At 44.2% G+C, this 20,864-nt stretch carries 25 protein-coding genes and 1 pseudogene; 19 read left to right on the top strand and 7 right to left on the bottom strand.

Annotated features, from left to right (window positions below):
• Positions 1-80: 80 nt before the first annotated feature.
• Entirely contained in the window at positions 81-2,042 is a 1,962-nt protein-coding gene (locus MHH76_RS17210) for a S9 family peptidase (RefSeq protein ID WP_043054460.1), read from the top strand.
• A gap of 41 nt (positions 2,043-2,083) precedes the next feature.
• On the opposite strand, the pseudogene MHH76_RS17205 reads toward MHH76_RS17210, so the two are convergent.
• Positions 2,084-2,382 (bottom strand): annotated as a pseudogene (locus tag MHH76_RS17205) (NifU family protein).
• Positions 2,383-2,516: 134 nt separating this feature from the next.
• Here MHH76_RS17205 and MHH76_RS17200 point away from each other — a divergent pair.
• Both MHH76_RS17200 and MHH76_RS17195 read left to right on the top strand, forming a co-directional pair.
• Entirely contained in the window at positions 2,517-2,843 is a 327-nt protein-coding gene (locus tag MHH76_RS17200; RefSeq protein WP_003184955.1) for a YuzD family protein, read from the top strand.
• 113 nt (positions 2,844-2,956) lie between these two features.
• The gene (locus MHH76_RS17195; RefSeq protein WP_043054459.1) at positions 2,957-3,223 is read left to right on the top strand and encodes a hypothetical protein; all 267 of its coding nucleotides are present in this window, start codon (positions 2,957-2,959) and stop codon (positions 3,221-3,223) included.
• Positions 3,224-3,242: 19 nt separating this feature from the next.
• Here MHH76_RS17195 and MHH76_RS17190 read toward each other — a convergent pair whose 3' ends face one another.
• Positions 3,243-3,743 (bottom strand): phenolic acid decarboxylase, encoded by a 501-nt coding sequence (locus MHH76_RS17190; RefSeq protein ID WP_009329528.1) that lies wholly within the window; start codon positions 3,741-3,743, stop codon positions 3,243-3,245.
• Positions 3,744-4,018: 275 nt separating this feature from the next.
• Here MHH76_RS17190 and MHH76_RS17185 point away from each other — a divergent pair, with 275 nt between their 5' ends.
• From MHH76_RS17185 to MHH76_RS17170, 4 genes are all read left to right on the top strand, one after another.
• Positions 4,019-5,125 (top strand): Rap family tetratricopeptide repeat protein, encoded by a 1,107-nt coding sequence (locus MHH76_RS17185; protein ID WP_020452833.1) that lies wholly within the window; start codon positions 4,019-4,021, stop codon positions 5,123-5,125.
• A 5-nt stretch (positions 5,126-5,130) separates the two neighbouring features.
• Positions 5,131-5,328, top strand: coding sequence for a hypothetical protein (locus MHH76_RS17180; RefSeq protein ID WP_154495611.1), 198 nt, complete (start codon positions 5,131-5,133; stop codon positions 5,326-5,328).
• Between the two features lie 87 nt (positions 5,329-5,415).
• Entirely contained in the window at positions 5,416-6,009 is a 594-nt protein-coding gene (locus MHH76_RS17175; RefSeq protein ID WP_020452832.1) for a dienelactone hydrolase family protein, read from the top strand.
• A gap of 197 nt (positions 6,010-6,206) precedes the next feature.
• Positions 6,207-6,578 carry an iron chaperone gene (locus tag MHH76_RS17170; RefSeq protein ID WP_043054458.1) on the top strand — a complete coding sequence of 124 codons (372 nt, stop codon included), beginning with the start codon at positions 6,207-6,209 and terminating at the stop codon, positions 6,576-6,578.
• A gap of 360 nt (positions 6,579-6,938) precedes the next feature.
• On the opposite strand, the gene MHH76_RS17165 is transcribed toward MHH76_RS17170, so the two are convergent.
• Complete coding sequence (locus MHH76_RS17165) at positions 6,939-7,823, bottom strand: ferritin family protein (protein WP_020452830.1); 885 nt, start codon at positions 7,821-7,823, stop codon at positions 6,939-6,941.
• Between the two features lie 132 nt (positions 7,824-7,955).
• On the opposite strand from MHH76_RS17165, the gene MHH76_RS17160 reads away from it, so the two are divergent.
• Complete coding sequence (locus MHH76_RS17160; protein WP_020452829.1) at positions 7,956-8,666, top strand: DUF421 domain-containing protein; 711 nt, start codon at positions 7,956-7,958, stop codon at positions 8,664-8,666.
• A gap of 267 nt (positions 8,667-8,933) precedes the next feature.
• On the opposite strand, the gene MHH76_RS17155 is transcribed toward MHH76_RS17160, so the two are convergent.
• The gene (locus MHH76_RS17155) at positions 8,934-10,001 is read right to left on the bottom strand and encodes an NAD(P)/FAD-dependent oxidoreductase (RefSeq protein WP_025809781.1); all 1,068 of its coding nucleotides are present in this window, start codon (positions 9,999-10,001) and stop codon (positions 8,934-8,936) included.
• A gap of 271 nt (positions 10,002-10,272) precedes the next feature.
• On the opposite strand from MHH76_RS17155, the gene MHH76_RS17150 reads away from it, so the two are divergent.
• From MHH76_RS17150 to MHH76_RS17130, 5 genes are all read left to right on the top strand, one after another.
• Positions 10,273-10,509, top strand: coding sequence for a YuzB family protein (locus tag MHH76_RS17150; protein ID WP_003184941.1), 237 nt, complete (start codon positions 10,273-10,275; stop codon positions 10,507-10,509).
• A gap of 156 nt (positions 10,510-10,665) precedes the next feature.
• The gene (locus tag MHH76_RS17145; protein ID WP_020452827.1) at positions 10,666-11,883 is read left to right on the top strand and encodes a NupC/NupG family nucleoside CNT transporter; all 1,218 of its coding nucleotides are present in this window, start codon (positions 10,666-10,668) and stop codon (positions 11,881-11,883) included.
• Between the two features lie 125 nt (positions 11,884-12,008).
• Positions 12,009-12,866 carry a diaminopimelate epimerase gene (gene dapF, locus MHH76_RS17140; RefSeq protein ID WP_025809778.1) on the top strand — a complete coding sequence of 286 codons (858 nt, stop codon included), beginning with the start codon at positions 12,009-12,011 and terminating at the stop codon, positions 12,864-12,866.
• A gap of 73 nt (positions 12,867-12,939) precedes the next feature.
• Entirely contained in the window at positions 12,940-13,305 is a 366-nt protein-coding gene (locus tag MHH76_RS17135; protein WP_020452825.1) for an iron-sulfur cluster assembly accessory protein, read from the top strand.
• A gap of 102 nt (positions 13,306-13,407) precedes the next feature.
• Positions 13,408-13,887 carry a GNAT family N-acetyltransferase gene (locus MHH76_RS17130; RefSeq protein WP_025809776.1) on the top strand — a complete coding sequence of 160 codons (480 nt, stop codon included), beginning with the start codon at positions 13,408-13,410 and terminating at the stop codon, positions 13,885-13,887.
• Between the two features lie 104 nt (positions 13,888-13,991).
• On the opposite strand, the gene MHH76_RS17125 is transcribed toward MHH76_RS17130, so the two are convergent.
• Positions 13,992-14,216 (bottom strand): cold-shock protein, encoded by a 225-nt coding sequence (locus MHH76_RS17125; protein WP_020452823.1) that lies wholly within the window; start codon positions 14,214-14,216, stop codon positions 13,992-13,994.
• 142 nt (positions 14,217-14,358) lie between these two features.
• On the opposite strand from MHH76_RS17125, the gene MHH76_RS17120 reads away from it, so the two are divergent.
• Positions 14,359-14,559, top strand: a complete 201-nt coding sequence (locus MHH76_RS17120; protein WP_020452822.1) for a hypothetical protein — start codon at positions 14,359-14,361, stop codon at positions 14,557-14,559.
• A 34-nt stretch (positions 14,560-14,593) separates the two neighbouring features.
• On the opposite strand, the gene yumC is transcribed toward MHH76_RS17120, so the two are convergent.
• Positions 14,594-15,592: a ferredoxin--NADP reductase 2 gene (gene yumC / locus MHH76_RS17115; protein ID WP_020452821.1), complete on the bottom strand. Its 999-nt coding sequence runs from the start codon at positions 15,590-15,592 to the stop codon at positions 14,594-14,596.
• Between the two features lie 357 nt (positions 15,593-15,949).
• Here yumC and MHH76_RS17110 point away from each other — a divergent pair, with 357 nt between their 5' ends.
• The 4 genes from MHH76_RS17110 (at position 15,950) to MHH76_RS17095 (ending at position 18,679) form a co-directional block, all read left to right on the top strand.
• On the top strand, positions 15,950-17,167 hold the full coding sequence (locus MHH76_RS17110) for an NAD(P)/FAD-dependent oxidoreductase (RefSeq protein ID WP_162157327.1): 1,218 nt from the start codon (positions 15,950-15,952) through the stop codon (positions 17,165-17,167).
• Positions 17,168-17,356: 189 nt separating this feature from the next.
• Positions 17,357-17,485, top strand: a complete 129-nt coding sequence (locus MHH76_RS17105; RefSeq protein ID WP_033155022.1) for a YuiA family protein — start codon at positions 17,357-17,359, stop codon at positions 17,483-17,485.
• A gap of 74 nt (positions 17,486-17,559) precedes the next feature.
• Positions 17,560-17,880, top strand: coding sequence for a YuiB family protein (locus MHH76_RS17100; RefSeq protein ID WP_025809770.1), 321 nt, complete (start codon positions 17,560-17,562; stop codon positions 17,878-17,880).
• Positions 17,881-18,013: 133 nt separating this feature from the next.
• Complete coding sequence (locus MHH76_RS17095; RefSeq protein WP_023856175.1) at positions 18,014-18,679, top strand: 3D domain-containing protein; 666 nt, start codon at positions 18,014-18,016, stop codon at positions 18,677-18,679.
• A gap of 43 nt (positions 18,680-18,722) precedes the next feature.
• Here MHH76_RS17095 and MHH76_RS17090 read toward each other — a convergent pair whose 3' ends face one another.
• A complete protein-coding gene (locus MHH76_RS17090; protein WP_003184918.1) occupies positions 18,723-19,199 on the bottom strand; it encodes a divergent PAP2 family protein in 477 nt (158 codons plus the stop codon).
• A gap of 165 nt (positions 19,200-19,364) precedes the next feature.
• Between MHH76_RS17090 and MHH76_RS17085 the strand changes: the two genes are divergently transcribed.
• The gene (locus tag MHH76_RS17085) at positions 19,365-20,855 is read left to right on the top strand and encodes a leucyl aminopeptidase (RefSeq protein WP_020452817.1); all 1,491 of its coding nucleotides are present in this window, start codon (positions 19,365-19,367) and stop codon (positions 20,853-20,855) included.
• Positions 20,856-20,864 lie beyond the last annotated feature (9 nt).

Here is a 20,864-nt window from a genome sequence, read left to right as displayed (position 1 = left end):
TTTTGTTTGCCTTCAAAACAAGGATTTTTATTTAGAAAGTCGAAATAGTATGACAAACATATAGAGGAGGAGAAACGAACATGAAGCAGCTGATAACCGAAAAAGACCTCATCAAGCTTGTATCCATTACCGACCCGCAGTACTCGCCTGACGGTGCAAAAATCGCCTACGTACAAACAAAAGTAAACGAAAAACAGGACTCTTATGATTCGCATATCATGGTCTACGACCGCAAACAACAAGCGTCAGTACAATGGACGTTTGGAAAAGGAAGAAACCAGCATCCGCGCTGGTCGCCCGACGGCAAATCCCTTGCATTTACGTCTAATCGCGAGGAAACCACACAACTTTACGTAATAAGCGCCGCCGGAGGAGAAGCGAGAAAAGTGACCGATATTCCCTATGATGTATCACAGCCTGAATGGTCGCCTGACGGCAAGTCATTGCTTTGTTCAGTGAGGCTGACGAAAGAGGAAAGCGTCGACGATGAGAAAAAGACGGAGATTGAAGATCACGAACCGCTGGAAGTCGATTCTTTGTCGTATAAATTAGACGGCCAAGGGTTTAAAAGGGGAAAGTATACGCAGCTTGTCCTCGTTCAAGTGGAAACCGGGGAGATAAAACAGCTGACCGATCTAGAACGCGACCATTTCAGCCACGCATTTTCACCGTGCGGAGGCAGGATTGCATTTTGTGCCAATCAGACGGATATGCGTGTGAACGATGTCTATTTGATGAACCTTTCGACAGGTGATTTGAAGCGCCTTACAGGTCAAAACGGCGTTTTTTCTTCACTATCGTTTTCTCCTAACGGCAAACACCTTGCATTCATCGGAAACGAAAAGGAATTTCAAAACGCCACGCTTGATAAAGCATGGCTGTATAATATCGAAACAGGAAAACTAACGTGTCTGACGGAAATGCTTGATGTCCATCTCAGCGATGCAGTAGCAGGGGACAGCCTTGTCGGAGGCGTTCTTCCGAAACCGGCCTGGACCAAAGACGGAAACGGCTTTTATGTCATTGGATCTGACAAAGGTTCGACAGGCATTTACTACATATCAATCGAAGGTCTTGCTTATCCGGTCCGGTTGGAAAAAGAGCATCTGAACGGATTCAGCCTGCATCCGGATGAAAAAAGTTTTGCGGCATCGATAGCCCTGCCTGTCCGGCCGAGCGAACTTTACCATCTCCCATTGGGGGAAGAAACAGCGGAGCGATTAACAGATGCCAACCAAGCGTTTACGGAAGAGCATATCATATCGGAACCGGAGGAGCTTCAATTTCAGACAGCGGACGGTTTGACAATTCACGGTTGGCTGATAAAGCCTGCTCAATATGAAAAAGGAAACACGTATCCGCTCATTCTGGAAGTGCACGGCGGTCCTCACGCCATGTATGCGAATGCTTATTTTCACGAATTTCAAGTGCTGGCCGCAAAGGGAAGCGCCGTTGTATATGTCAATCCGCGGGGAAGCCACGGCTACGGACAGGATTTTGTCAACCGGGTGAGAGGCGACTACGGCGGGGGAGATTTTAAAGATGTAATGGCAGCTGTTGACCACGCGCTGGGACAATATGATTTCATCGATCAAGAAAGGCTCGGAATCACAGGAGGAAGCTACGGCGGCTTTATGACAAACTGGGCTGTCGGCCACACGAATCGCTTTAAGGCCGCGGTGACGCAGAGGTCCATTTCCAATTGGATCAGTTTTTACGGGGTAAGCGACATCGGCTATTTTTTCACAGACTGGCAGATCGGAGCGGACCTTTTTGAAAATCCCGGCAAACTGTGGGAGCATTCGCCGCTCAAATATGCGGACAAGGTGGAGACTCCTCTTCTCATCCTCCATGGCGAACGGGACGACAGGTGCCCGATTGAACAGGCGGAGCAGCTGTTTACGGCATTGAAAAAAATGGGGAAAGAAGTAAAACTCGTCAGATTCCCGAATGCGTCGCACGATTTATCAAGAAGCGGGCATCCGAAGCAGCGGATCAGACGGCTTGAGTATATTGCCGGCTGGTTTGAAGATTATCTATAAAAAAAGAAAAGGCTGCCGTAATGAACGGCAGCCGCCTCAAATTAAAATACTTGTTCAACTTCAATGACGCCCGGAACTTCTTCTAAAAGGGCGCGCTCAATTCCAGCTTTAAGGGTGATCGTGGAACTTGGGCAGCTTCCGCATGCGCCGAGCAGGCGAAGCTTGACGATGCCGTCTTCAACATCGACGAGTTCACAGTCACCGCCGTCGCGGAGTAGAAATGGACGAAGTTTGTCCAGCACTTCCTGTACTTGTTCTTTCATTTCGACCTCTGTCGTCATTCGTATCGCTCCTTTCAAATCATACAACCATTATATTCAGTCGAACAATAAAAAGCTATTGTTTGGTTTCAATCGTTTTCCCACATATTATATCATATTTGCCGGCAAAGACAAAAAGCGATTTTCATTTCAATATGGAGCGAAAGGACAAAATAGAATAAAATAAAAGACAAAGAGAAAGGAGCTGCCGCTGATGAAAAAACAAGCCGAGCTTTTTGTTTACGGTGCCGACGTTCTTTGTCCAAGCTGTGTCAACCTTCCGTCATCAAAAGAAACGTATGAGTGGCTCGAAGCCGCCCTGAAAAGAAAATATCCCGATCAGCCTTTCTCGATCACGTACATTGATATCCATCAGCCGCCGGAAAACGATCCTGAAAAACAGGAAATCTCCGAAAAAATCCTGAACGACGAATATTTTTATCCGCTCGTCATGGTCGGTGATCAAGTGGTCGGCGAAGGAAATCCGAAGCTGAAAGACGTGTATAAAGAAATGGAAAAGCAAGGTTATAAGCCTGCATGATAAACAGCAAGGGACAGATATGTCCCTTGCTGTTTTATTTTTTATGATTGTACTTTTCTTAAAGCGGACAGACTAACTACCAGCCGAATCGTCAATAAGGAGGGATAGCCAGCATGTCCAGCATTGAAGGTCAAATCATGTCAGGCGATTTTGATGACGAAATGAATGTTTTTTCGTTAAAGAAAATCAAGCAGTTTCAAACGCAGACCAGCTTGAAAGAAAACCAGCTCATGGCTTTGCAGCAGTATTTAAGGCAGCATGAGCATGACGAGGGAGGACAGATCATCACCCTCTACGATCAAATGCTTGTCCCTTTATCGCAAGATGATATTAAAGCCTTGCTGCATGACTTAACAAAAGTCCAGTCATTATATCATTAATGAAAAGCCCTTTTCCCATTTATACTCGTTTTCCGGCTCTGATGTCATCCGTCATTCCGGGATAAGGGGCTTTTGAAATCAGATCTTCATTATCGATTCCGGCATTTTCAATGAATGTGATATCGGCGAATTCCGGTACGACATATTTTGGATACGTCTCATATTTTTCGCGCGATTCTTCCATTAAGTCGATGTGGTCATTTTGATAGCAGACTGTGATATCAGGGCGTTCATGAACCCATTTAGGGAAGAAGATGATGCCGTGCATCCGCTTTTCATTGGGCATGAAATTCAAGGAAACGTCAGTCCCTGTCGGTTCTGTCCATGATACTTTATAGACGCCTTCAGTCAGCTTGACGATATCGGCTTTTTGATCGCGAACCCAGCGTCCCCCGACCATTCCGCTGTGAATGCGGTAATCAATGGTATGGTCATTTTTAATGTAGATTTCATATTCCCATCCGTTTTCATACGTATAGATCATATGGCTTCCGACAAACTCTTTGACATCTTGATTCATATGAACCGCTCCTTATTTGTTTATTGTAAAATCGAACATGTTGATATTTACATATATAATTATAAAATGTCATCAAAAACAATGTCAAACGAAAATACTTTCTGAGAGATTTGCAACAATACAGAAAATGGTTACGATTGATGTCAGAATTTTGAGTTATTTTAGGAAATTAAGCCAATATTTAGAAAAGTGATTGTCAAAAAATAAGCGATTCTGTAAAATGAAAAACAACCCATAAAAAGGAAGAGACATGGGAGGAAAGGAAGGATAAACGATTGAAGACAAAAATTGCTTATGAGGAAGTCGCGGGAATGCTTAATCAATGGTATGTCATGATCAAGCGCCATGAAGTGGCACAAGCGGTCTCGATTAAATACGACATTGAGCACCGGCTGCCGAATATGGAAGAAAATCAAGATCTGCTTCTTTATTTTAATCTTTTAGACTATCGGCACAAACTGCTGACAGAAGAGTTTGCTGCTTCCACCAAATTGTTCGAAGATATTCAGGAGCAAAAAGCAGATATGCAAAGCACAGATGACATGATCGAATATTATTATTTCTTTTTCGCAGGCATGTACGAATTTCATAAAAAGGATTATACAAATGCCATCAATTATTATAAACTAGCCGAAGAAAAGCTCAGAACAATCCCCGATCAAATCGAAATCGCCGAATTCCATTACAAACTGGCTATCGCCTACTATCAAATCAAACAGAATTTCCTCTCCTTAAACCATGCAAAAACAGCTCTAAAAACCTTCAAAACACATGATGACTATATTCAAAAAGCGATCAGCAACGATATGCTGATCGGAGCAAATAAACTCGATTTATTTCGTTTTGATGAAGCCGAACAGCATTACAAGCAAGCCCTAAAAGACGCGGCACTGATCAAGCACCACGTTCTCCTCGGCATGGCTCACCACAACTTAGGATTGAGCTATGTCAATCGCAATCTCCTCACCTTGGCCGAACATCATTTCAAAGAAGCGCTGCTTATCAAAGAGCATGAAGAATCGGTTTACGGCATCCACTCCATGTTTGAACTGACACATGTGCTATACAAATCAAATGTTGTCAAAGAAGCCCGCAAATTGTATGAAAAAGGATTTTTCCGAGCGGAAAAAGCAGGAGAAAGGGAATATTTGTCGAAATTTAAACTTATTCATGCTCTGTATGATGAACAGGATCCACTTACGGTTGAACATGCTTTAGAATATCTTAAAACGATCAATCTCTGGACGGATGTAGCGGAATTAACATTTGATATCGCACTTTACTATAAAGAAAACGGAGATGCAGACAAAGCTGCCGAATATTTTGAAGAATCTCATCATGCAAGAGACCAAATTCTTAAAAGAACGGAGGAGCTAAAGTGAAAAAGATGATTGCCGTTGCGTTGACTGCCGTCTTTGCCAGCCTTGTCGTTTTAAGTTTTTCGTCTCAGCCGAAGGGAAATGCCGAGTTTGCCGGTCGCGCCATTTTTCTTGACGATAAGCCGGCCCAGCTGATGGCGGGCAGAGCGATTTTTCTCGACAGCTTTGATGGTAAAGCGCCTGCAGCTTTGCAAAAGACTGCATAACCTGATTTGTTGCCGTACAAGCTGTTAAACTGGCGCCGAAGGCGGCGCCCTTTTTTTATGCAGCAATGAGAGACAAGGAGTCAGAACATGATACATATTCAAAATAAATCCGATACAGCGGTTATCGTGCTGCACGAAATATACGGGATTAACCGGCACATGCACGATGTTTGCCAATTGATAGCTGAGCAGGGCTTTGATGTTATTTGCCCCAATTTGTTAAATCGGGATCAACCGTTTGAATACGCTGAAGAAAAAGCGGCTTATCTTTTTTTTATGGAAAACGTCGGTTTCCCCGGTGTTTTGCGCAAAATAAATACAATCATATCCAAGCTGGATCGTCAATATCGCAAGATCATCTTACTCGGGTTCAGCGTCGGAGCAACCGCTGCCTGGCTTTGCAGCGAAGATGAGCGTGTCAATGGGATCGCCGGATACTACGGCTCCCGGATAAGAGACTATCTGAACATATCGCCTTCATGTCCGGCACTGCTTTTTTTCCCGGAAAAAGAGCAGTCCTTTGACGTTGCCGCGTGTATATCCCAATTGGAATCAAAGAATGTCAAAACGGTGAAGCTGAAGGGTGAGCATGGATTTAGCGACCCGTATTCCGTAAAATACAACCGGCAGTCCTCGCAAATTGCTTATGAAACGATGATGGAGTTTTTAATAGCTTTATAAAAAGCGGTACAGGCATGGAAACGCTATAATAGGTATGACGCTCAATTCAAGAAAGCCCGCCGATGACAAGGGGGCTTTTTTGAGTAGAATCTTATCTGGGGGAATTCGAATGAAACTGTTCCAAGGATAGACTTATTACAAAGGGTTCATTTGCGAAACAAAGTTCTAGCATCATTTTAATTTTAGGAGGGAGCAACATGGAAGCTTTTGCAGAATATTTAGAAGGAATTGATCACCCGGAACATCGAGCCCGGATGGAGGAAGTGTTGAGTTGGACAGCGGAGACATTTCCAAATTTAACGCCGAAAATCGCCTGGAATCAGCCTATGTTTACCGATCACGGCACTTTTATTATCGGTTTCAGCACAGCGAAACATCACCTGGCTGTTGCCCCTGAAAGCGCGGGAATTGATCGTTTTTCTGAAGAAATCGTGCAGGCCGGCTATGATCATACGAAGCAGCTTGTCCGTTTCCCGTGGGATCGTCCGCTTGATTTCTCATTACTTAAAAAAATGATCGAATTTAATATTGTGGATAAGGCGGACTGTTCAACTTTTTGGCGGAAATAAAAAAACGCAAAAATAAGGGCGTTCACTCATAAGAGGGGAGAGCGCCCTTATTTCGCCTGTTTAAGGTAACGGGGGTTAATTAAAAACGCTGTTTTTGTGAAGCATTGGCGCGCAGCGAGATTCTTTTTGCCACTTGATAAAAAGGTCCGTCTCGCATACCCGCTTGTGCTTGATCTTGAAGTCAATCAGCGAAATGTCAGTTAATCGGTTTTGAGAGGTGGAGCAGTGTCCTTTTTACGTAAAGTTGAAAAAGCCAACACACTGACTTTTTAATAGGATAAGGAAAAGATATTGATATGGATGCATCTGAGTAAAAAAAGTAGTTTTTCTCCTTACCTGTAAAAATTCAATTGACAAAGTTTAAGCTTCATTTCTTTCAAGACCTCTTCGAAAAGCTTCTAAATGATTTTCTGATGCGTTGCGTAATTGCGTAAAAACAGTTCTCACATCTGCTGGAACATCAAAAGTTAGAAATTTGTTATACATAGCGATATTATCAATTTCTCCTTGTACCCCGGCAGCAAATGCAGCCTTAAGGGATAATGGCGCAGTGACATATAAGTTAGAGATGTCTTCAGGTATCTGTACCTGGTATCGTTCAAAAAGAGAAAGTAGTGCATTGATATGGCGTAATTCTGCTTCTTTGATTTGTATGAACGTTCGAATGTTTCCGAAGTTGCTAATGATTTCATTGTATCTCGCTTGAGCTAAGTACTCATCCTGAATGGCGTAGGTGAGCATTTGCGGTAAAGTGAGTGAACCTGCATTTAAAGCACCTGCTGCCCCATAATTCGCTTGCCGGGTTTGTTGTGTAGATGAATGGATTAATAAATATAAAAACCATACTGCATGATTTTGCTCGTCAGCTGCAGCACGCTGAAACACTTTTTTAATTGACTGATCTTGTGTTTGGTCTGCTAAATCTAAATAAAAATCAACTGTCTCCTGCTCATCTTTAAAAGCAGACTTTAGACTAGTGCTATACTGTTTAGGGCATTCTTCTGTGATTTTTGGGGTTGGCTTTTGACCTGTCAAGTTAGTATAAATTCTCCTAAACTCTTCAAAATGTCTCTGTTCATCTTGTCTAATTTCACGAATTTGCTTTCTTATGCCTTCTGTGGGAGCATTTTCTGCTATTTGCTTATAGCAGAAAATGGCGCTGTACTCCCCGTTAATTGCCTTGAGGATGTCATTAATTAGTTTTCTGTCAGGAGGGGTACGATAAGCATAATAATAAGGATACACAAGTTTCACCGTCCCTGAAGTATTTATCAGCTTAGTATATGCCTAATACAATAATGAGTGCGCCATCACAGTATATATAAGACCATTTTTGTCTAGGATGTACATAGACAATACAATGAGTTGGTGAAAACAATGAGTGAACATGTTGAAGTAATTCTTCGATCGATTCTCGCTTTTGGCATTTTACTGATCGGATCAAGGTTGTTGGGAAAACAAACAATTTCACAAATGAATATCTTTGATTTCATTGCGTCAATTACACTAGGAGCAATTACTGCAAATCTGGCTTTTAATACTTCACTTAAAATTCACCACATGGTACTCGCTTTCTCTATATTTGTATTTGTAATATTGGCAACTGCCTATCTATCCCTTTGGAATCAGAAGGCGCGGAAATTCTTTGCTGGAGATCCAACCGTTGTAATTCAAAATGGGAAAATTCTTGAACACAACATGCGCAAAATGCGATATACAATTGATTATTTAAATCAGCAACTAAGGGAAAAAGATGTATTCAAAATTGAAGAAGTGCTTTATGCGATTATTGAAACAAACGGGACATTAACAGTATTAAAAAAACCCCAATTTCGAAATGTGACTAAAAAGGATTTATGGATTGCCACTGCATCAGAAGGAAAACTCCCGATCGAATTAATCATGGATGGAAAAATGAAAGAGGATAATTTGAAAGATAATCAATTAACTCATGAATGGTTACAGTCCGAATTGCAAAAGCGAAATCTGTCTGCTGAAGAAGTTTTCTATGCAGTTTTATCACCTGATAGAAATATCTATTTAGATACGTATAAAGATCATATAAATTCTTCACTTGATAAAGAATAAACTTGAATCAGAACGAGCCTTTGCTGTAGAAGTGAGCGCTTGAGAGCCGACTAGGAGGCTTATTAAATACGCTGGTTTACCCGAAATTTTACTGGTTAAACTGAAACAAGCTCATCATGGATAAATGAGCTTGTTTCAGTTTTTCATATCTGTCCGATTGTGTGAATACAAAAGAAAAAACTAACATTTGCCTAACGAATACGTCGGTTTTTAATATGATACAGTTTTTTTAAAACTAGAAAAACTTTCCCGAACATCCGCGAAACTCTACCCGTTATGATGCTTATACATCCAAAGCAAGCCCGATTTCAGCAGGCGAGGCACTCTGCCGATCAACGGCCGTTCGGCAACTAAACCGAAGCCGGCTTTTTTGCCGAGTGAACCGAGCACGCCTTTCAGCTTGAATTTCGGCATCGCTTCAGGAAGAGGTTCGCCTTTCCAGCGCAGTTCAAGCACTTGGACGATTTGTTCCGCCTGAGCTTCGGCCAGCTGTGCGCTCGGCGCGTGAGGCAGGCTTGCGCAGTCGCCGACAACATACACGTGTTCGTCTCCCGGCAGGTTATGGTGCGGCGTCAGGACGACGCGCCCTTGCGGATCTTTTTCCACATCGAGATCCCGAACGATTTGGTTCGGCTGTATCCCCGCTGTCCAGACGATGGCGTCAGCTTGTATCGGATCGTCATGATTGTAGACGATGCCTTCTTCCACCTTTGTGATGTTGGCGCAATTGATAATCTTGACGCCGTGCTCTTCAAACCAGCTTTGAACATATTTGCTCAAACGCTTCGGGAAGCTCGACAAAATTAATTCTCCACGGTCAAAAAGGACGATGTTCAAATCTTTTCGGCTTTCTCTCAGCTCGCTCGCAAGCTCAACGCCGCTCAGTCCTGCCCCGACGATCGCAACGGTGGCTTCCGCATTTAAGTTGTTGAGCGCCTGATAAGTGCTGCGTGATTGATCAATTGTTTGAATGCTGTAGGTATGTTCAGGCGCACCGGGAACGTTGTGATATTTATCTTCACAGCCGAGCCCGATGACGGCGTCATCATAAGATATCGGCTCCCTGTCATGAAACAAAACTTTTTTCCCTTCCAAATCAACAGACGAAATCGTCCCGTATTCAATCTTTAACTTCGGGTGATCCGGGAAGGACACTCTGATATGATGATCGGAAATCGTCCCCGCAGCCAGTGCGTAGTACTCCGTTTTCAAACAATGGTAAGGGTTTCTGTCGATTAAAGTGATCATCACATCATCTGGCAGCTGGTTAGGCAGCAAACGATGAATGATCCGCATATTTCCGTACCCGCCGCCGAGCAAGACTAAATTTCTCATTGGTAATTCCCCTTTTCCCCTCAGATTAAGAAACTAACCTTTTTCATTGCAAAATTAAAAAACTATGTAAATACCCTCTAGAATTATATCTAATTTGATGTAAAATCACAATATTTCTCGGGAAAATAACCTACATATCCGCCTTGAATCGATAATTAGTAAAACCCTTTAAGGTATTAATATGTTACAAAAGCTTTATTCCTCAGCCTTAAACTTTGACTATTGAAACGTAAATAGGGTACGATAAAAAAGCAATGTGAGGTGAAATAAAGTGTTTCCAATCGTTGAGTTTTGCGTCAGCAATCTTGCCCAAGGTTCTCAGGAAGCAAAAGAAATATTGGAGAAAGATCCGAATCTGGACGTCGTCGAATACGGCTGCCTGAGTTACTGCGGACAATGCATGCAGACCATGTATGCTCTTGTAAACGGAGAAATGGTGACAGCGAATAATCCGGCTGAATTGGTCGAAAATATATACAAGTTCATTGATGAAAATGAACTTATTTAAAAACGGGGTCATCTTGGTGATCTCGTTTTTTCATGCAAAGCCTTCGTTTGAAAGGGTTTACATAAAAAGAGAAAAAATTCTTAAAAATTTTTGTGGACAGGCCAATCATTAATTGTTATCTTAATAAAAGTTTAAAAAATAATAAGAGGTGTGGTCATGAACATTTTATGGGGACTTCTTGGTATTCTGGCGATTTTCGCGATTGCTTTTCTGCTTTCTGAGCACAAGAGTAAAATTAACATAAGAACGATTTTAATCGGTTTGGCGATGCAGCTCCTGTTCGGATTCATCGTTCTCAAATGGGAAATGGGGCGGGAAGTGTTTCTTTCGTTTACGAAAGCCGTTCAGCATCTCGTCAATTATGCGAATGAAGGAATCAGCTTTCTCTTCGGGCCTCTCTTGCAAGTAGGCGACAGCGCTGCCTTCGCTTTAAGCGTTCTTCCTGTTATCATCTTCTTTTCATCGCTGATTGCGGTTCTTTACCACTTACGGATCATGCAAGTCATCATCCGCTTTATCGGCGGCGGATTGGCAAAACTGCTCGGAACAAGCAAAACGGAATCTCTTTCTGCAGCTGCCAATATCTTTGTCGGACAAACTGAGGCGCCGCTTGTGATTAAGCCGTTTATTGCAAACTTAACAAAGTCGGAGCTGTTTGCCGTTATGACAGGCGGACTCGCATCAGTGGCCGGTTCTGTTTTGTTCGGTTACGCCCTTCTTGGGGTTCCTCTCGAATATTTGCTTGCAGCGAGCTTTATGGCTGCACCTGCGGGCTTGATTATGGCAAAAATGCTTATTCCCGAAACTGAAAAATCGAAAATTGAAGAAAAAGATATTCAAATGGCTGAAGACGAAGACGCAGCAAATGTCATCGATGCCGCTGCAAAAGGGGCATCAACAGGTCTTTCTCTTGCTTTGAATGTCGGTGCGATGCTCCTTGCATTTGTTGCTTTGATTGCCGTTTTAAACGGAATTCTTGGAGGAATCGGTGGATGGTTCGGTTTTAAAGACCTTTCGCTTGAATTCATTCTCGGCTATGTATTTGCACCTCTCGCCTTTGTCATCGGCGTCCCTTGGGATGAAGCAGTTCAGGCCGGAAGCTTTATCGGTCAAAAGCTCGTACTGAATGAATTTGTCGCTTATTCCAATTTTGCTCCGATGTTTGATCAGCTTTCCGTCAAAACCGCTTCGATTATCAGCTTTGCGCTGTGCGGTTTCGCAAACCTGTCTTCTGTGGCGATTTTGCTCGGAGGATTGGGAGGAATGGCGCCGAACCGCCGTTCCGATATCGCCCGTCTCGGCTTGAAAGCCGTTGCTGCCGGAACATTGGCCAACCTTACAAGCGCGGCGATCGCCGGTATGTTTATCGGATAACATGATAAAAGCTCCCTGCAAATGAACGCAGGGAGCTTTTATGTATGAAAAACGGGGGATAGCCATATTGTATCCATCCCTTTCAGCTTTTATACTAGAAGAAAGTAAAAAATGTGGAGGCGGCTATGAATTCTTTTCGTTTTACTAAAATGCACGGCTTAGGAAACAGCTATATATACGTCAATCAGTTTGAAGAACATCTCCCTGAGGAGCTGTTGTCAGATTTGGCCGTCAAAGTGTCTTCCGTTTACACCGGAATCGGTTCAGACGGAATGATACTCATCTGTCCTTCAGATCAAGCGCCGGTTAAAATGAGGATTTTCAACAGCGACGGATCTGAAGGCAAAAACTGCGGAAACGGTTTGCGCTGCGTTGCAAAATACGCGTATGAACATAAACTGGTGAAGGAAACATCCTTTTTAATTGAAACTCTTTCAGGCTTGGTAAAGGCTGAGATTGAAGTGAAGGAAGGAAAAGTTGTATCGGCTACAGTCGATATGGGTGAACCGCGCCTTCTCAAATCAGATATGCCAATGCTCGGTGAACAGGGGTCGGAGACGATCAATGAAAAGATGATATTCGGCGGCCGGGAAATGAAAGGTACCGCTGTATCCATGGGCAATCCCCACATCGTCTTTTATTTAGACGATATTGAAAAAGCGCCGCTTACGTCGATGGGACCGCTCATTGAAAAAGATGAAAGGTTTCCGGAAGGGGTTAACGTAGAATTTGTTGAAGTCGAAAACGACAAAGAACTCCATTTCCGTGTATGGGAAAGGGGTTCAGGAATTACCCAGGCATGCGGAACGGGCGCCTGCGCAGCCGCAGTGAGTTCGATACTCAACGGCTATTCCAAACGGGACACGGACATTACCGTCCATCTCGCCGGCGGTGATTTGATCATTAATTGGAAAAATGACGGACGCGTCATGATGACAGGACCCGCTGAAACGGTATGTGAAGGCGAGTTTTTTATATCATGAGTCGGTCCGTTTGAGAAATCGGACGTGCGACTTTATAATAAAGTACACATGAGCTTTTAGGAGGTGTGATGTTATGAGCGAAAAAACAGTTACGGTCACGGAAGCGGCTGCTCTTCATATCAAGGATATGATGAAAGAGCATGAAGAGGAGAACGCATTCTTGAGAATCGGAGTAAAAGGCGGCGGATGCAGCGGTCTGTCATACGGCATGGGTTTTGAACACGAAAAAAACGAAGACGACAATGAATTCGTCCAGCATGGAATCACAGTGCTTGTAGATCAAGAAAGCCTGGATATTATGAACGGTACGGTCATTGATTTTAAACAATCGATGATGGGCGGAGGCTTCACCATCGATAATCCAAACGCCATCGCTTCATGCGGCTGCGGATCATCATTCAGAACCGCAGTGAATGCAGGGAAGCCTGAAGAGTGCTGACATATTGGCATCAGGTCAACGATATGGAATGAGAAAAACGCCTTTCATTGCGATGCATCATCGTGACGAAAAGGCGTTTTATTATGATCTGGGGGGAAAGAAATGAAACTCGTATCAACGCTCGGCTTGTCAAAAGCGGACGTTACCGCGTTTTTTCATAAGCATTGGGGAAGTCCGGACATGGTCAATTCACACGGAACATTCCGCTGCGATGAATTGGAAGGATTCGCTGTGACAGATGAAAAAGGCGATATAAAAGGCCTGATTACGTACTTCATCGCCGGAAACGAATGTGAAGTCGTCTCCTTGGACAGTATTGCCGAAAACAAAGGGATCGGCTCACTCCTTTTAAACGAAGTGGAACGTGCTGCAAAGCGAAAACAGTGTCAATCGATTAAACTGATCACGACGAACGATAATATGCGGGCGTTTATGTTTTATCAAAAGAGAGGCTATACAATGGCCGAGCTGTATGTAAACGCAGTTGAAGAAGCAAGAAAAGTAAAGCCTGAAATTCCCTTTACCGCTGATAACGGCATACCGATTCGGGATGAGATTCTTTTGGTAAAAGATTTAACATAATCTGTTTTCCGCTTCGCTCGGGAAATGCCGGAAGGAAGCAATGCAGCCACCCCGCTCAAGTGCTGAGCAAGGTTTTTGCAACGGGGCTTCCGGAACAATCGTGTTTATTTCTGGTTAAAGATTCGGTTGAGATTGCTCGTGTTGTTGGTGATTGAGGTGATATAGCGGCTTCCGCTTACCATTTCCTTGTTGCACAGAGGGCATAGAGGGCGATCGCTGCTCGTGAAATTTTTTCTCATCCATCCGTTGCAGTCCTCAGCGGTACATTCCCACGTACTGATATCTTCCTTTGGCAAAGGCTCTTGATTGCGATTGTTGTAGTAAGACATATCGTCACTTCCTAACAAGGGTTTTTTGGAGTTCATTTAAGAATATTTTGTGAATCTTAAGACATTCTATTCGTCAATTTGTTATTCTATACTGGACAGGTTTATTTAGAGTCCAAGCCCAGTAAAGAAAAGGGGTTCAACCATGGAAAAAATCAACTGCAGAAGCTGCGGCGGGCTTACGCCTTACGATTCAAAAGTCTGTGAAGCATGCGGCTGCGAAAAACCGCTTCCAAAAGCACAGAAAATTACGGACCGGATTGTCTTGACTGCGGCGGGAGTGGTCGGTATCTTAACGATTGTGCTGATTTTGGGAACGATCTTCTCATATTTGAATATCATATAATGAAAAGGAGCCGGTGTCAGGCTCCTTTTCATTTTTATTTGTTTTCAAACATGCTTGTAGAGTGCAGCGGCTGTACGCGCGCTTTAGGATCCATGTAAGCTTTTGCATTGTTGACAGCGGTCGGTGCTTCTCCAAATCCGCTGGCAATCAGCTTGACTTTTCCTTCGTATGTGCAGATGTCGCCGGCTGCATAGAATCCCTCGATGTTCGTTTCCATTGTGGACTTGACGACGATCGAATTTTTCTCGATTTCAAGCCCCCAGTTTTTGATTGGTCCGAGAGATGAAACAAAGCCGAAGTTGACGATCACATCGTCGACTTCGATGATTTCTTTTCTCTCGCCTTTCACTTCCTCGATGACGATCTGTTCAATCCGCTCGGCGCCGATCAGTTCGGTCGGAACAAACGGTGTCAGCACATTGACTTTTGAATTGTGCAGGTTTTCGACGCTGTGTTCATGTGCGCGGAATTTATCGCGGCGATGAATAATTGACACCTCTTTAGCAATCGGTTCCAGCATGAGCGCCCAGTCGACGGCAGAGTCGCCGCCGCCCAACACCGCAACGCGTTTGCCCGCAAATTGATTCAGATCATCTATAAAGTAATGAAGGTTTGCATTCTCGTATTGAGCCGCAGATTCAAGCTCGAGCTTTCTCGGCTGGAATGCTCCGTTTCCGGCAGTAATAATCACCGTTTTAGAATAGTGGATTTCTTTGTTGGTGACGAGCTTGAAAATGCCGTCTGCTTGTTTTTCAACGCTTTCGACAGCTTGTTCCAGACAAACGGTCTGATCAAATTTCGCCATTTGCTCTTTCAAATTGTCGACCAGCTCCTGAGCGCGGATTTTAGGGAACCCGGCTACATCGTATATGTATTTTTCGGGATACAAAGCGGACAGCTGACCGCCTAGCTGCGGCAGGCTTTCGATAATTTTGACGCTCGCTTGCCGCATTCCGCCGTAAAATGCGGTAAACAAGCCGACAGGGCCGCCCCCGATAATTGTAATGTCATATACTTTTGAGTCTTCACGCATGAAAATAATGCCCCCTAAATGAAAATTGTTCTTAATTATATCATATCACATAAAATAAATACGAGCGCGTCTGTTTTTTTAAGATCGGAAAATATTACCGTCTGATCTAAAGTCTGCCGCCCGAGCATATTTAATCTTGAAAAAGCAAAAGCGAGCGGCTATGATGTAGTTGTGAACATTTTGTTAAAGATTCGTGAATATTTTTCGACGCACAGCCGAAAAACATTCCGTTGTTCGGCAAATTAAAGTGAAGGGTTTCACAAACTTTTTTTCATAAAAAGCCTGAAGCCGGCAGAAGATAACCCAAAGGCTATTTTTAATCCGGCTTAGCAGTAAAATACAGAAAAGGTGGATGTGATTCCGTTGAATAAGCCAAAAGTAGTAGTATTAGGTGCAGGTTATGGTGGATTAATGACCGTTACGAAACTTGTTAAAAAAATCGGCGTCAATGAAGCGGATGTTACGCTTGTCAACAAGCACAATTATCATTATGAGACAACCTGGATGCACGAAGCGAGCGCAGGTACGCTTCATCATGACAGATGCCGCTATCAGATTAAAGACGTCATCAATACATCCCGTGTCAATTTCGTTCAGGATACGGTAAAGAAAATCGATAAAGAAGGAAAGAAAGTCGTCCTTGAAACCGGCGAGCTTAGTTACGACTATCTTGTCGTAGCGCTGGGGGCCGTCCCTGAAACTTTCGGAATTTCTGGATTGAAAGAGTATGCTTTCTCCATTTCAAACATCAACTCGTCCCGGCAGCTTCGCGAGCACATTGAATATCAGTTTGCGACGTATAACACAGAAGCCGAGAAGCGCCCGGAACGCCTGACGATCGTTGTCGGAGGAGCGGGTTTTACCGGCATTGAATTTTTGGGCGAATTGGGCAACCGCATTCCTGAGCTGTGCCGCGAATACGATATCGACCGTCAGCAGGTTCGTTTAATATGCGTGGAAGCCGCGCCGTCCGTTCTCCCGGGCTTTGATCCGGAGCTTGTCGATTATGCGGTCAACTACCTTGAAGGAAAAGGCGTTGAATTCAAAATCGGCACTGCGGTGAAAGAATGCACGCCTGACGGAATCATCTGTGGAAAAGACGATCAGACCGAAGAAATCAAAGCAGGCACTGTCGTATGGGCCGCAGGTGTCCGCGGCAACCCGATCATAGAAGAATCAGGCTTTGAAAACATGCGCGGCCGTGTGAAGGTAAAACCTGATCTGCGCGTTGAAGGCCATGATGATATATTTGTAATCGGAGACTGCTCGCTGATCATAAATGAAGAAACCGAAAGGCCTTATCCGCCGACTGCGCAGATTTCCATGCAGCAGGGCGAAACGTGCGCAAACAATTTGGCCGCACTGATTCACGGCAAAGAAACGGAAACGTTCTCATTCGATAATAAAGGCTCTGTCGCTTCTCTCGGCGAACATGATGCAATCGGCGTCGCATTCGGGAGAAAGATGACGGGAACGACGGCGTCCATGATGAAAAAAATCATCGACAACCGCTCGCTGTTCCTGATCGGCGGGCCGGGACTTGTTCTGAAAAAAGGCAAGTTTAAATTTTTCTAAGCGGAATCGAAGCCTGCAGCGGAAGCTGCGGGCTTTTTATTCGGGGTTAAAAACTTCAAAAACGAAAGAAAAAGGAAGAAAGCTTAGCTTTTAAGCGCTTACATCAAATGATCTGTTATATTTTCTGACTTTATTATTGACAATGTTCATGATATATTATCAGAAAATTAAGAAAAAGGTGAGTAACTAATGAAGACGACATCAACCCATCGCCTTGAATCAACCTGTACATTTTGTTCGGGAAAAGGCTATTTTCAGCTTCTGCTCGGTGGTTCGGAAACGTGCAACAACTGCAAGGGAACGGGAAAAGACCGCTGATCGCCGCTTTCCAATGATTGACTCAAGTTCCTTCCCCAATGTACACTAAAAGAGGTGAATTGGGGGTGGAGGCTTTGATTAGTTTACCAGTTGTCATTATTTCAGTTGTCTTATTTTTCGTCCTGTTTTTCGGCATCGGTTTTCTGCTGAATATGCTGCTCAGGATGTCATGGATCATGGCTGTCATTTATCCAATTGTATGCCTTTTCATTGTGAATAAAGAAAAGCTGATTCGCTATGTAGAGGCGCCGGGAGAGGCATTTTCCGGCCTTTTTGACAGAGTGGCTTCATTGGGAGCTGCCGATATCATCATTTTAGCCAGCGGAATGGCCGGAGCCCTGTTGTCGGGTGTTACGATTAAAGCGTTGCGAAAAAGGGGATATCAAATGTTTTAAGCCTTCTTCTTCAAGGGAGAGGGTTTTTTGAATTTAATTTTTTCACTTTTCTTAAAATTTTTCCGCCATCTGAATATTTCTGTTTCCGCTTGGAAACAACTAGATGGTGAGAGGAGTGGAAGATTTGAGAAAAGTGATGACAATGTTCCGGCGTTTCTTGATGACAGTTTTGTTTGTCTTTGCTTTTATGACGACCTTCTTTGCCGTTTCAGGCGTGGAAGCACAGGACATATCCAGCTGGGCGAAAGAACGCGATCTGTCCTTGAAACAGCTGATGCTCACCTTTAAATCACTTCCGAAAGAAAAAGCGGAAAAAACGTCTCTGTCTGCCGCAGAACAAATTAAAAACAAACCGAAATCGCTTGAAGATGCCTTTGACTGGACCAAGTATCCGAAGCAAAAAGTCACCGCGACCGGATATACAGCAGGGGCGGAATCGACGGGAAAACAGCCTCATCATCCAGATTACGGGATTACATATTCGGGAGTCAAAGTTAAAAGAGATTTATATTCAACCGTTGCTGCCGACCCGTCGGTCTTTCCGATCGGCACGATATTGTTCATACCGGACTACGGCTATGGCGTTGTTGCGGACACCGGATCAGCCATCAAAGGGAACCGGCTTGATTTGTACTATGAGACGGTTGAAGATGTTTATAAAGAGTGGGGCAAAAAAACACTTGATGTGTATGTCATTAAAAAAGGAAACGGCACCATTACCGAAGAGGATCTCCTGAAACTGAATGAAAATAAATCGATGCAAGTATTCAGACAAAAATATAAAATGGCGAAAGAATAAGAAAAAACGTTTAAGACCTGTGCGTCTTAAACGTTTTTTTGCTCTACATCAATAAGTAATCGAGAAGCAGCGTCAGGGCAATGCCGGTCAAACCGCCGAAAAAAACTTCAATCGGCTGATGGCCGAGCAGTTCCTTCAGCTTCTTCTGTTTTTCTTCCTGATGGCTTTTAGGGAAATCTTTCGCTTCGTTGACAAAGCGGTTAAAATCGCGGACAAGCCGGTTGATCACTGTTGCTTGTTCTCCGGCATGTCTTCTCACTCCGGTTGCATCAAACATCGTAATAACGGCAAATATTGCGGAAACGGCGAACAAAGAAGAATCCATCCCGTGATCAAGAGCCACGCCGGTTGAAAGCGCCGTAACGGCTGCTGAGTGTGAGCTCGGCATTCCGCCAGTGCTTGTGACGAGCCGCCAATCCCATTTTTTCGAGACGACAAAGTAAATGGGCACCTTGATAAACTGAGCGAAAAAGATCGCGGCAAAGCTCGCCAGTAAAGGAAAGTTTGTGAGGATTTCCATTTTGCAGAACATCCTTTCTATAAAGAAAATAGAGATGAATTCAAAAAAGCACTCAGTTATTTGCTAAAATATATAATATGAAACCCCATCGGGAAAAAATGTTTTTCCTATTATAACATTGTTGTTTCAATTTTACTCACTTTGCTGATAAGGAGCTGTGAACGCATGTTTTATGCCTTTAAAGACTTCGAAAAAAAAGAAACGCTTTTAATCGGACTGTTTAAAAAAAGCCAGCTGTACGGGAAGGCGGAAGAAATCGACCGCCTTTTGGACGGCCAACTTTCTCAGCTGCTGAAAGACGGGGATGTATCTTCCAAAAAAACGAAAGTGTCTAAAATATTTACCCCTTCCCTTCAGGGAGTCAAACGCATCTATATCGTCGGATTGGGCCGTGAAGCGGAATTTACCTTCGAGGATGCGAAACAGTGCTTTGCCGAAGCGGTTCAGCAGATTCACAAAGATCGAAAGCAGGAGTTAACCGTCATGCTCGACAGCTTCGTATCTGAAGAGGTACCAGCCGCTGACGCCGCGCATGCATTGGCTGAATCGTGCATGCTGTCATGCTATGAAGTGCAGGATTACAAGCACAGAGCAAATGTACCTGATCAATGCCTGCAAAGCGTCTATGTTTTGACAGACCATGACCTGAAGGAAATTCAGGCGAGTCTGCATGTCGGGCAGGTGTACGGAAATGCGACGAATTCGGCGAGAACCCTCGTGAACATGCCGGGGAACATGCTGACAGCGGCGGATCTCGCGTCATACGCCGCTGAATTGGCAGCAAAATACGAATTTGAATGTGAAATTCTCGAAAAGGCTGAAATGGAAGAGCTCGGGATGGGCGGTCTCCTCGCGGTCAACCAAGGATCAGAAGAGCCGCCGAAAATGATCGTCTTAAAATATCAGGGAAAGGAAGCATGGGATGATGTCATCGGTTTAGTCGGCAAAGGGATCACGTTTGATACCGGCGGCTATTCGATTAAGACGAAGAGCGGCATTGTCGGCATGAAGTCAGATATGGGCGGAGCCGCCAGCGTTTTGGGAGCGATGGAAGCGATCGGTGAATTAAGGCCGGAACAAAACGTGCTTGCCGTGATCCCATCGACTGATAACATGATTTCGGGAAGCGCAATGAAGCCGGACGATGTTATCGTTTCCTTGAGCGGCAAGACGATTGAGATCTTGAATACGGACGCCGAAGGAAGGCTGGCGCTCGCTGACGGACTGACATATGCAAAGCACCACGGAGCCTCCGTGTTGATCGATGTCGCGACACTGACCGGAGGTGTCGTCGTAGCTTTGGGAACGGAAACGACAGGCGCGATGACAAATCATGATCCGCTTTATCAGCAGGTGAGACAGGCGGCTGAAGAAGCGGGAGAAGCGATTTGGCAGCTTCCGATTACAGAAAAAGACAAAAAAAGAGTAAAAAACAGCCAAATGGCCGATCTTAACAATTCACCGGGCAGGGAAGGCCATGCGATTATGGCCGGAACGTTCCTCGGTGAATTCGCCGAGCGGACGCCATGGGTTCACCTTGACATCGCCGGAACGGCAACGACATCTCAAAGTTCATGCTTTGGACCGAAAGGCGGAACGGGCGTGATGGTAAGGACGCTTGTCACGTTTGTCGAGCGGTTTTCGGATCAATTGTAGGTTTTTATC

The organism is Bacillus sp. FSL L8-0193, assembly GCF_037976065.1.
GTDB classification, from domain to species: Bacteria; Bacillota; Bacilli; order Bacillales; family Bacillaceae; genus Bacillus; species Bacillus paralicheniformis.
Note: the sequence above shows the minus strand (reverse complement) of the source record. Positions and strands in the feature narration are given on the sequence as shown.

What these genes read in the sequence shown, in the direction of transcription:
- MHH76_RS17210 (WP_043054460.1), top strand. Translation starts at nt 81, where the DNA reads ATGAAGCAGCTGATAACCGAAAAAGACCTCATCAAGCTTGTATCCATT.
- MHH76_RS17200 (WP_003184955.1), top strand. Translation starts at nt 2,517, where the DNA reads ATGAAAAAACAAGCCGAGCTTTTTGTTTACGGTGCCGACGTTCTTTGT.
- MHH76_RS17195 (WP_043054459.1), top strand. Translation starts at nt 2,957, where the DNA reads ATGTCCAGCATTGAAGGTCAAATCATGTCAGGCGATTTTGATGACGAA.
- MHH76_RS17190 (WP_009329528.1), bottom strand. Translation starts at nt 3,743, where the DNA reads ATGAATCAAGATGTCAAAGAGTTTGTCGGAAGCCATATGATCTATACG.
- MHH76_RS17180 (WP_154495611.1), top strand. Translation starts at nt 5,131, where the DNA reads ATGATTGCCGTTGCGTTGACTGCCGTCTTTGCCAGCCTTGTCGTTTTA.
- MHH76_RS17175 (WP_020452832.1), top strand. Translation starts at nt 5,416, where the DNA reads ATGATACATATTCAAAATAAATCCGATACAGCGGTTATCGTGCTGCAC.
- MHH76_RS17170 (WP_043054458.1), top strand. Translation starts at nt 6,207, where the DNA reads ATGGAAGCTTTTGCAGAATATTTAGAAGGAATTGATCACCCGGAACAT.
- MHH76_RS17160 (WP_020452829.1), top strand. Translation starts at nt 7,956, where the DNA reads ATGAGTGAACATGTTGAAGTAATTCTTCGATCGATTCTCGCTTTTGGC.
- MHH76_RS17155 (WP_025809781.1), bottom strand. Translation starts at nt 10,001, where the DNA reads ATGAGAAATTTAGTCTTGCTCGGCGGCGGGTACGGAAATATGCGGATC.
- MHH76_RS17145 (WP_020452827.1), top strand. Translation starts at nt 10,666, where the DNA reads ATGAACATTTTATGGGGACTTCTTGGTATTCTGGCGATTTTCGCGATT.
- dapF (WP_025809778.1), top strand. Translation starts at nt 12,009, where the DNA reads ATGAATTCTTTTCGTTTTACTAAAATGCACGGCTTAGGAAACAGCTAT.
- MHH76_RS17135 (WP_020452825.1), top strand. Translation starts at nt 12,940, where the DNA reads ATGAGCGAAAAAACAGTTACGGTCACGGAAGCGGCTGCTCTTCATATC.
- MHH76_RS17130 (WP_025809776.1), top strand. Translation starts at nt 13,408, where the DNA reads ATGAAACTCGTATCAACGCTCGGCTTGTCAAAAGCGGACGTTACCGCG.
- MHH76_RS17125 (WP_020452823.1), bottom strand. Translation starts at nt 14,216, where the DNA reads ATGTCTTACTACAACAATCGCAATCAAGAGCCTTTGCCAAAGGAAGAT.
- MHH76_RS17120 (WP_020452822.1), top strand. Translation starts at nt 14,359, where the DNA reads ATGGAAAAAATCAACTGCAGAAGCTGCGGCGGGCTTACGCCTTACGAT.
- yumC (WP_020452821.1), bottom strand. Translation starts at nt 15,592, where the DNA reads ATGCGTGAAGACTCAAAAGTATATGACATTACAATTATCGGGGGCGGC.
- MHH76_RS17105 (WP_033155022.1), top strand. Translation starts at nt 17,357, where the DNA reads ATGAAGACGACATCAACCCATCGCCTTGAATCAACCTGTACATTTTGT.
- MHH76_RS17090 (WP_003184918.1), bottom strand. Translation starts at nt 19,199, where the DNA reads ATGGAAATCCTCACAAACTTTCCTTTACTGGCGAGCTTTGCCGCGATC.
- MHH76_RS17085 (WP_020452817.1), top strand. Translation starts at nt 19,365, where the DNA reads ATGTTTTATGCCTTTAAAGACTTCGAAAAAAAAGAAACGCTTTTAATC.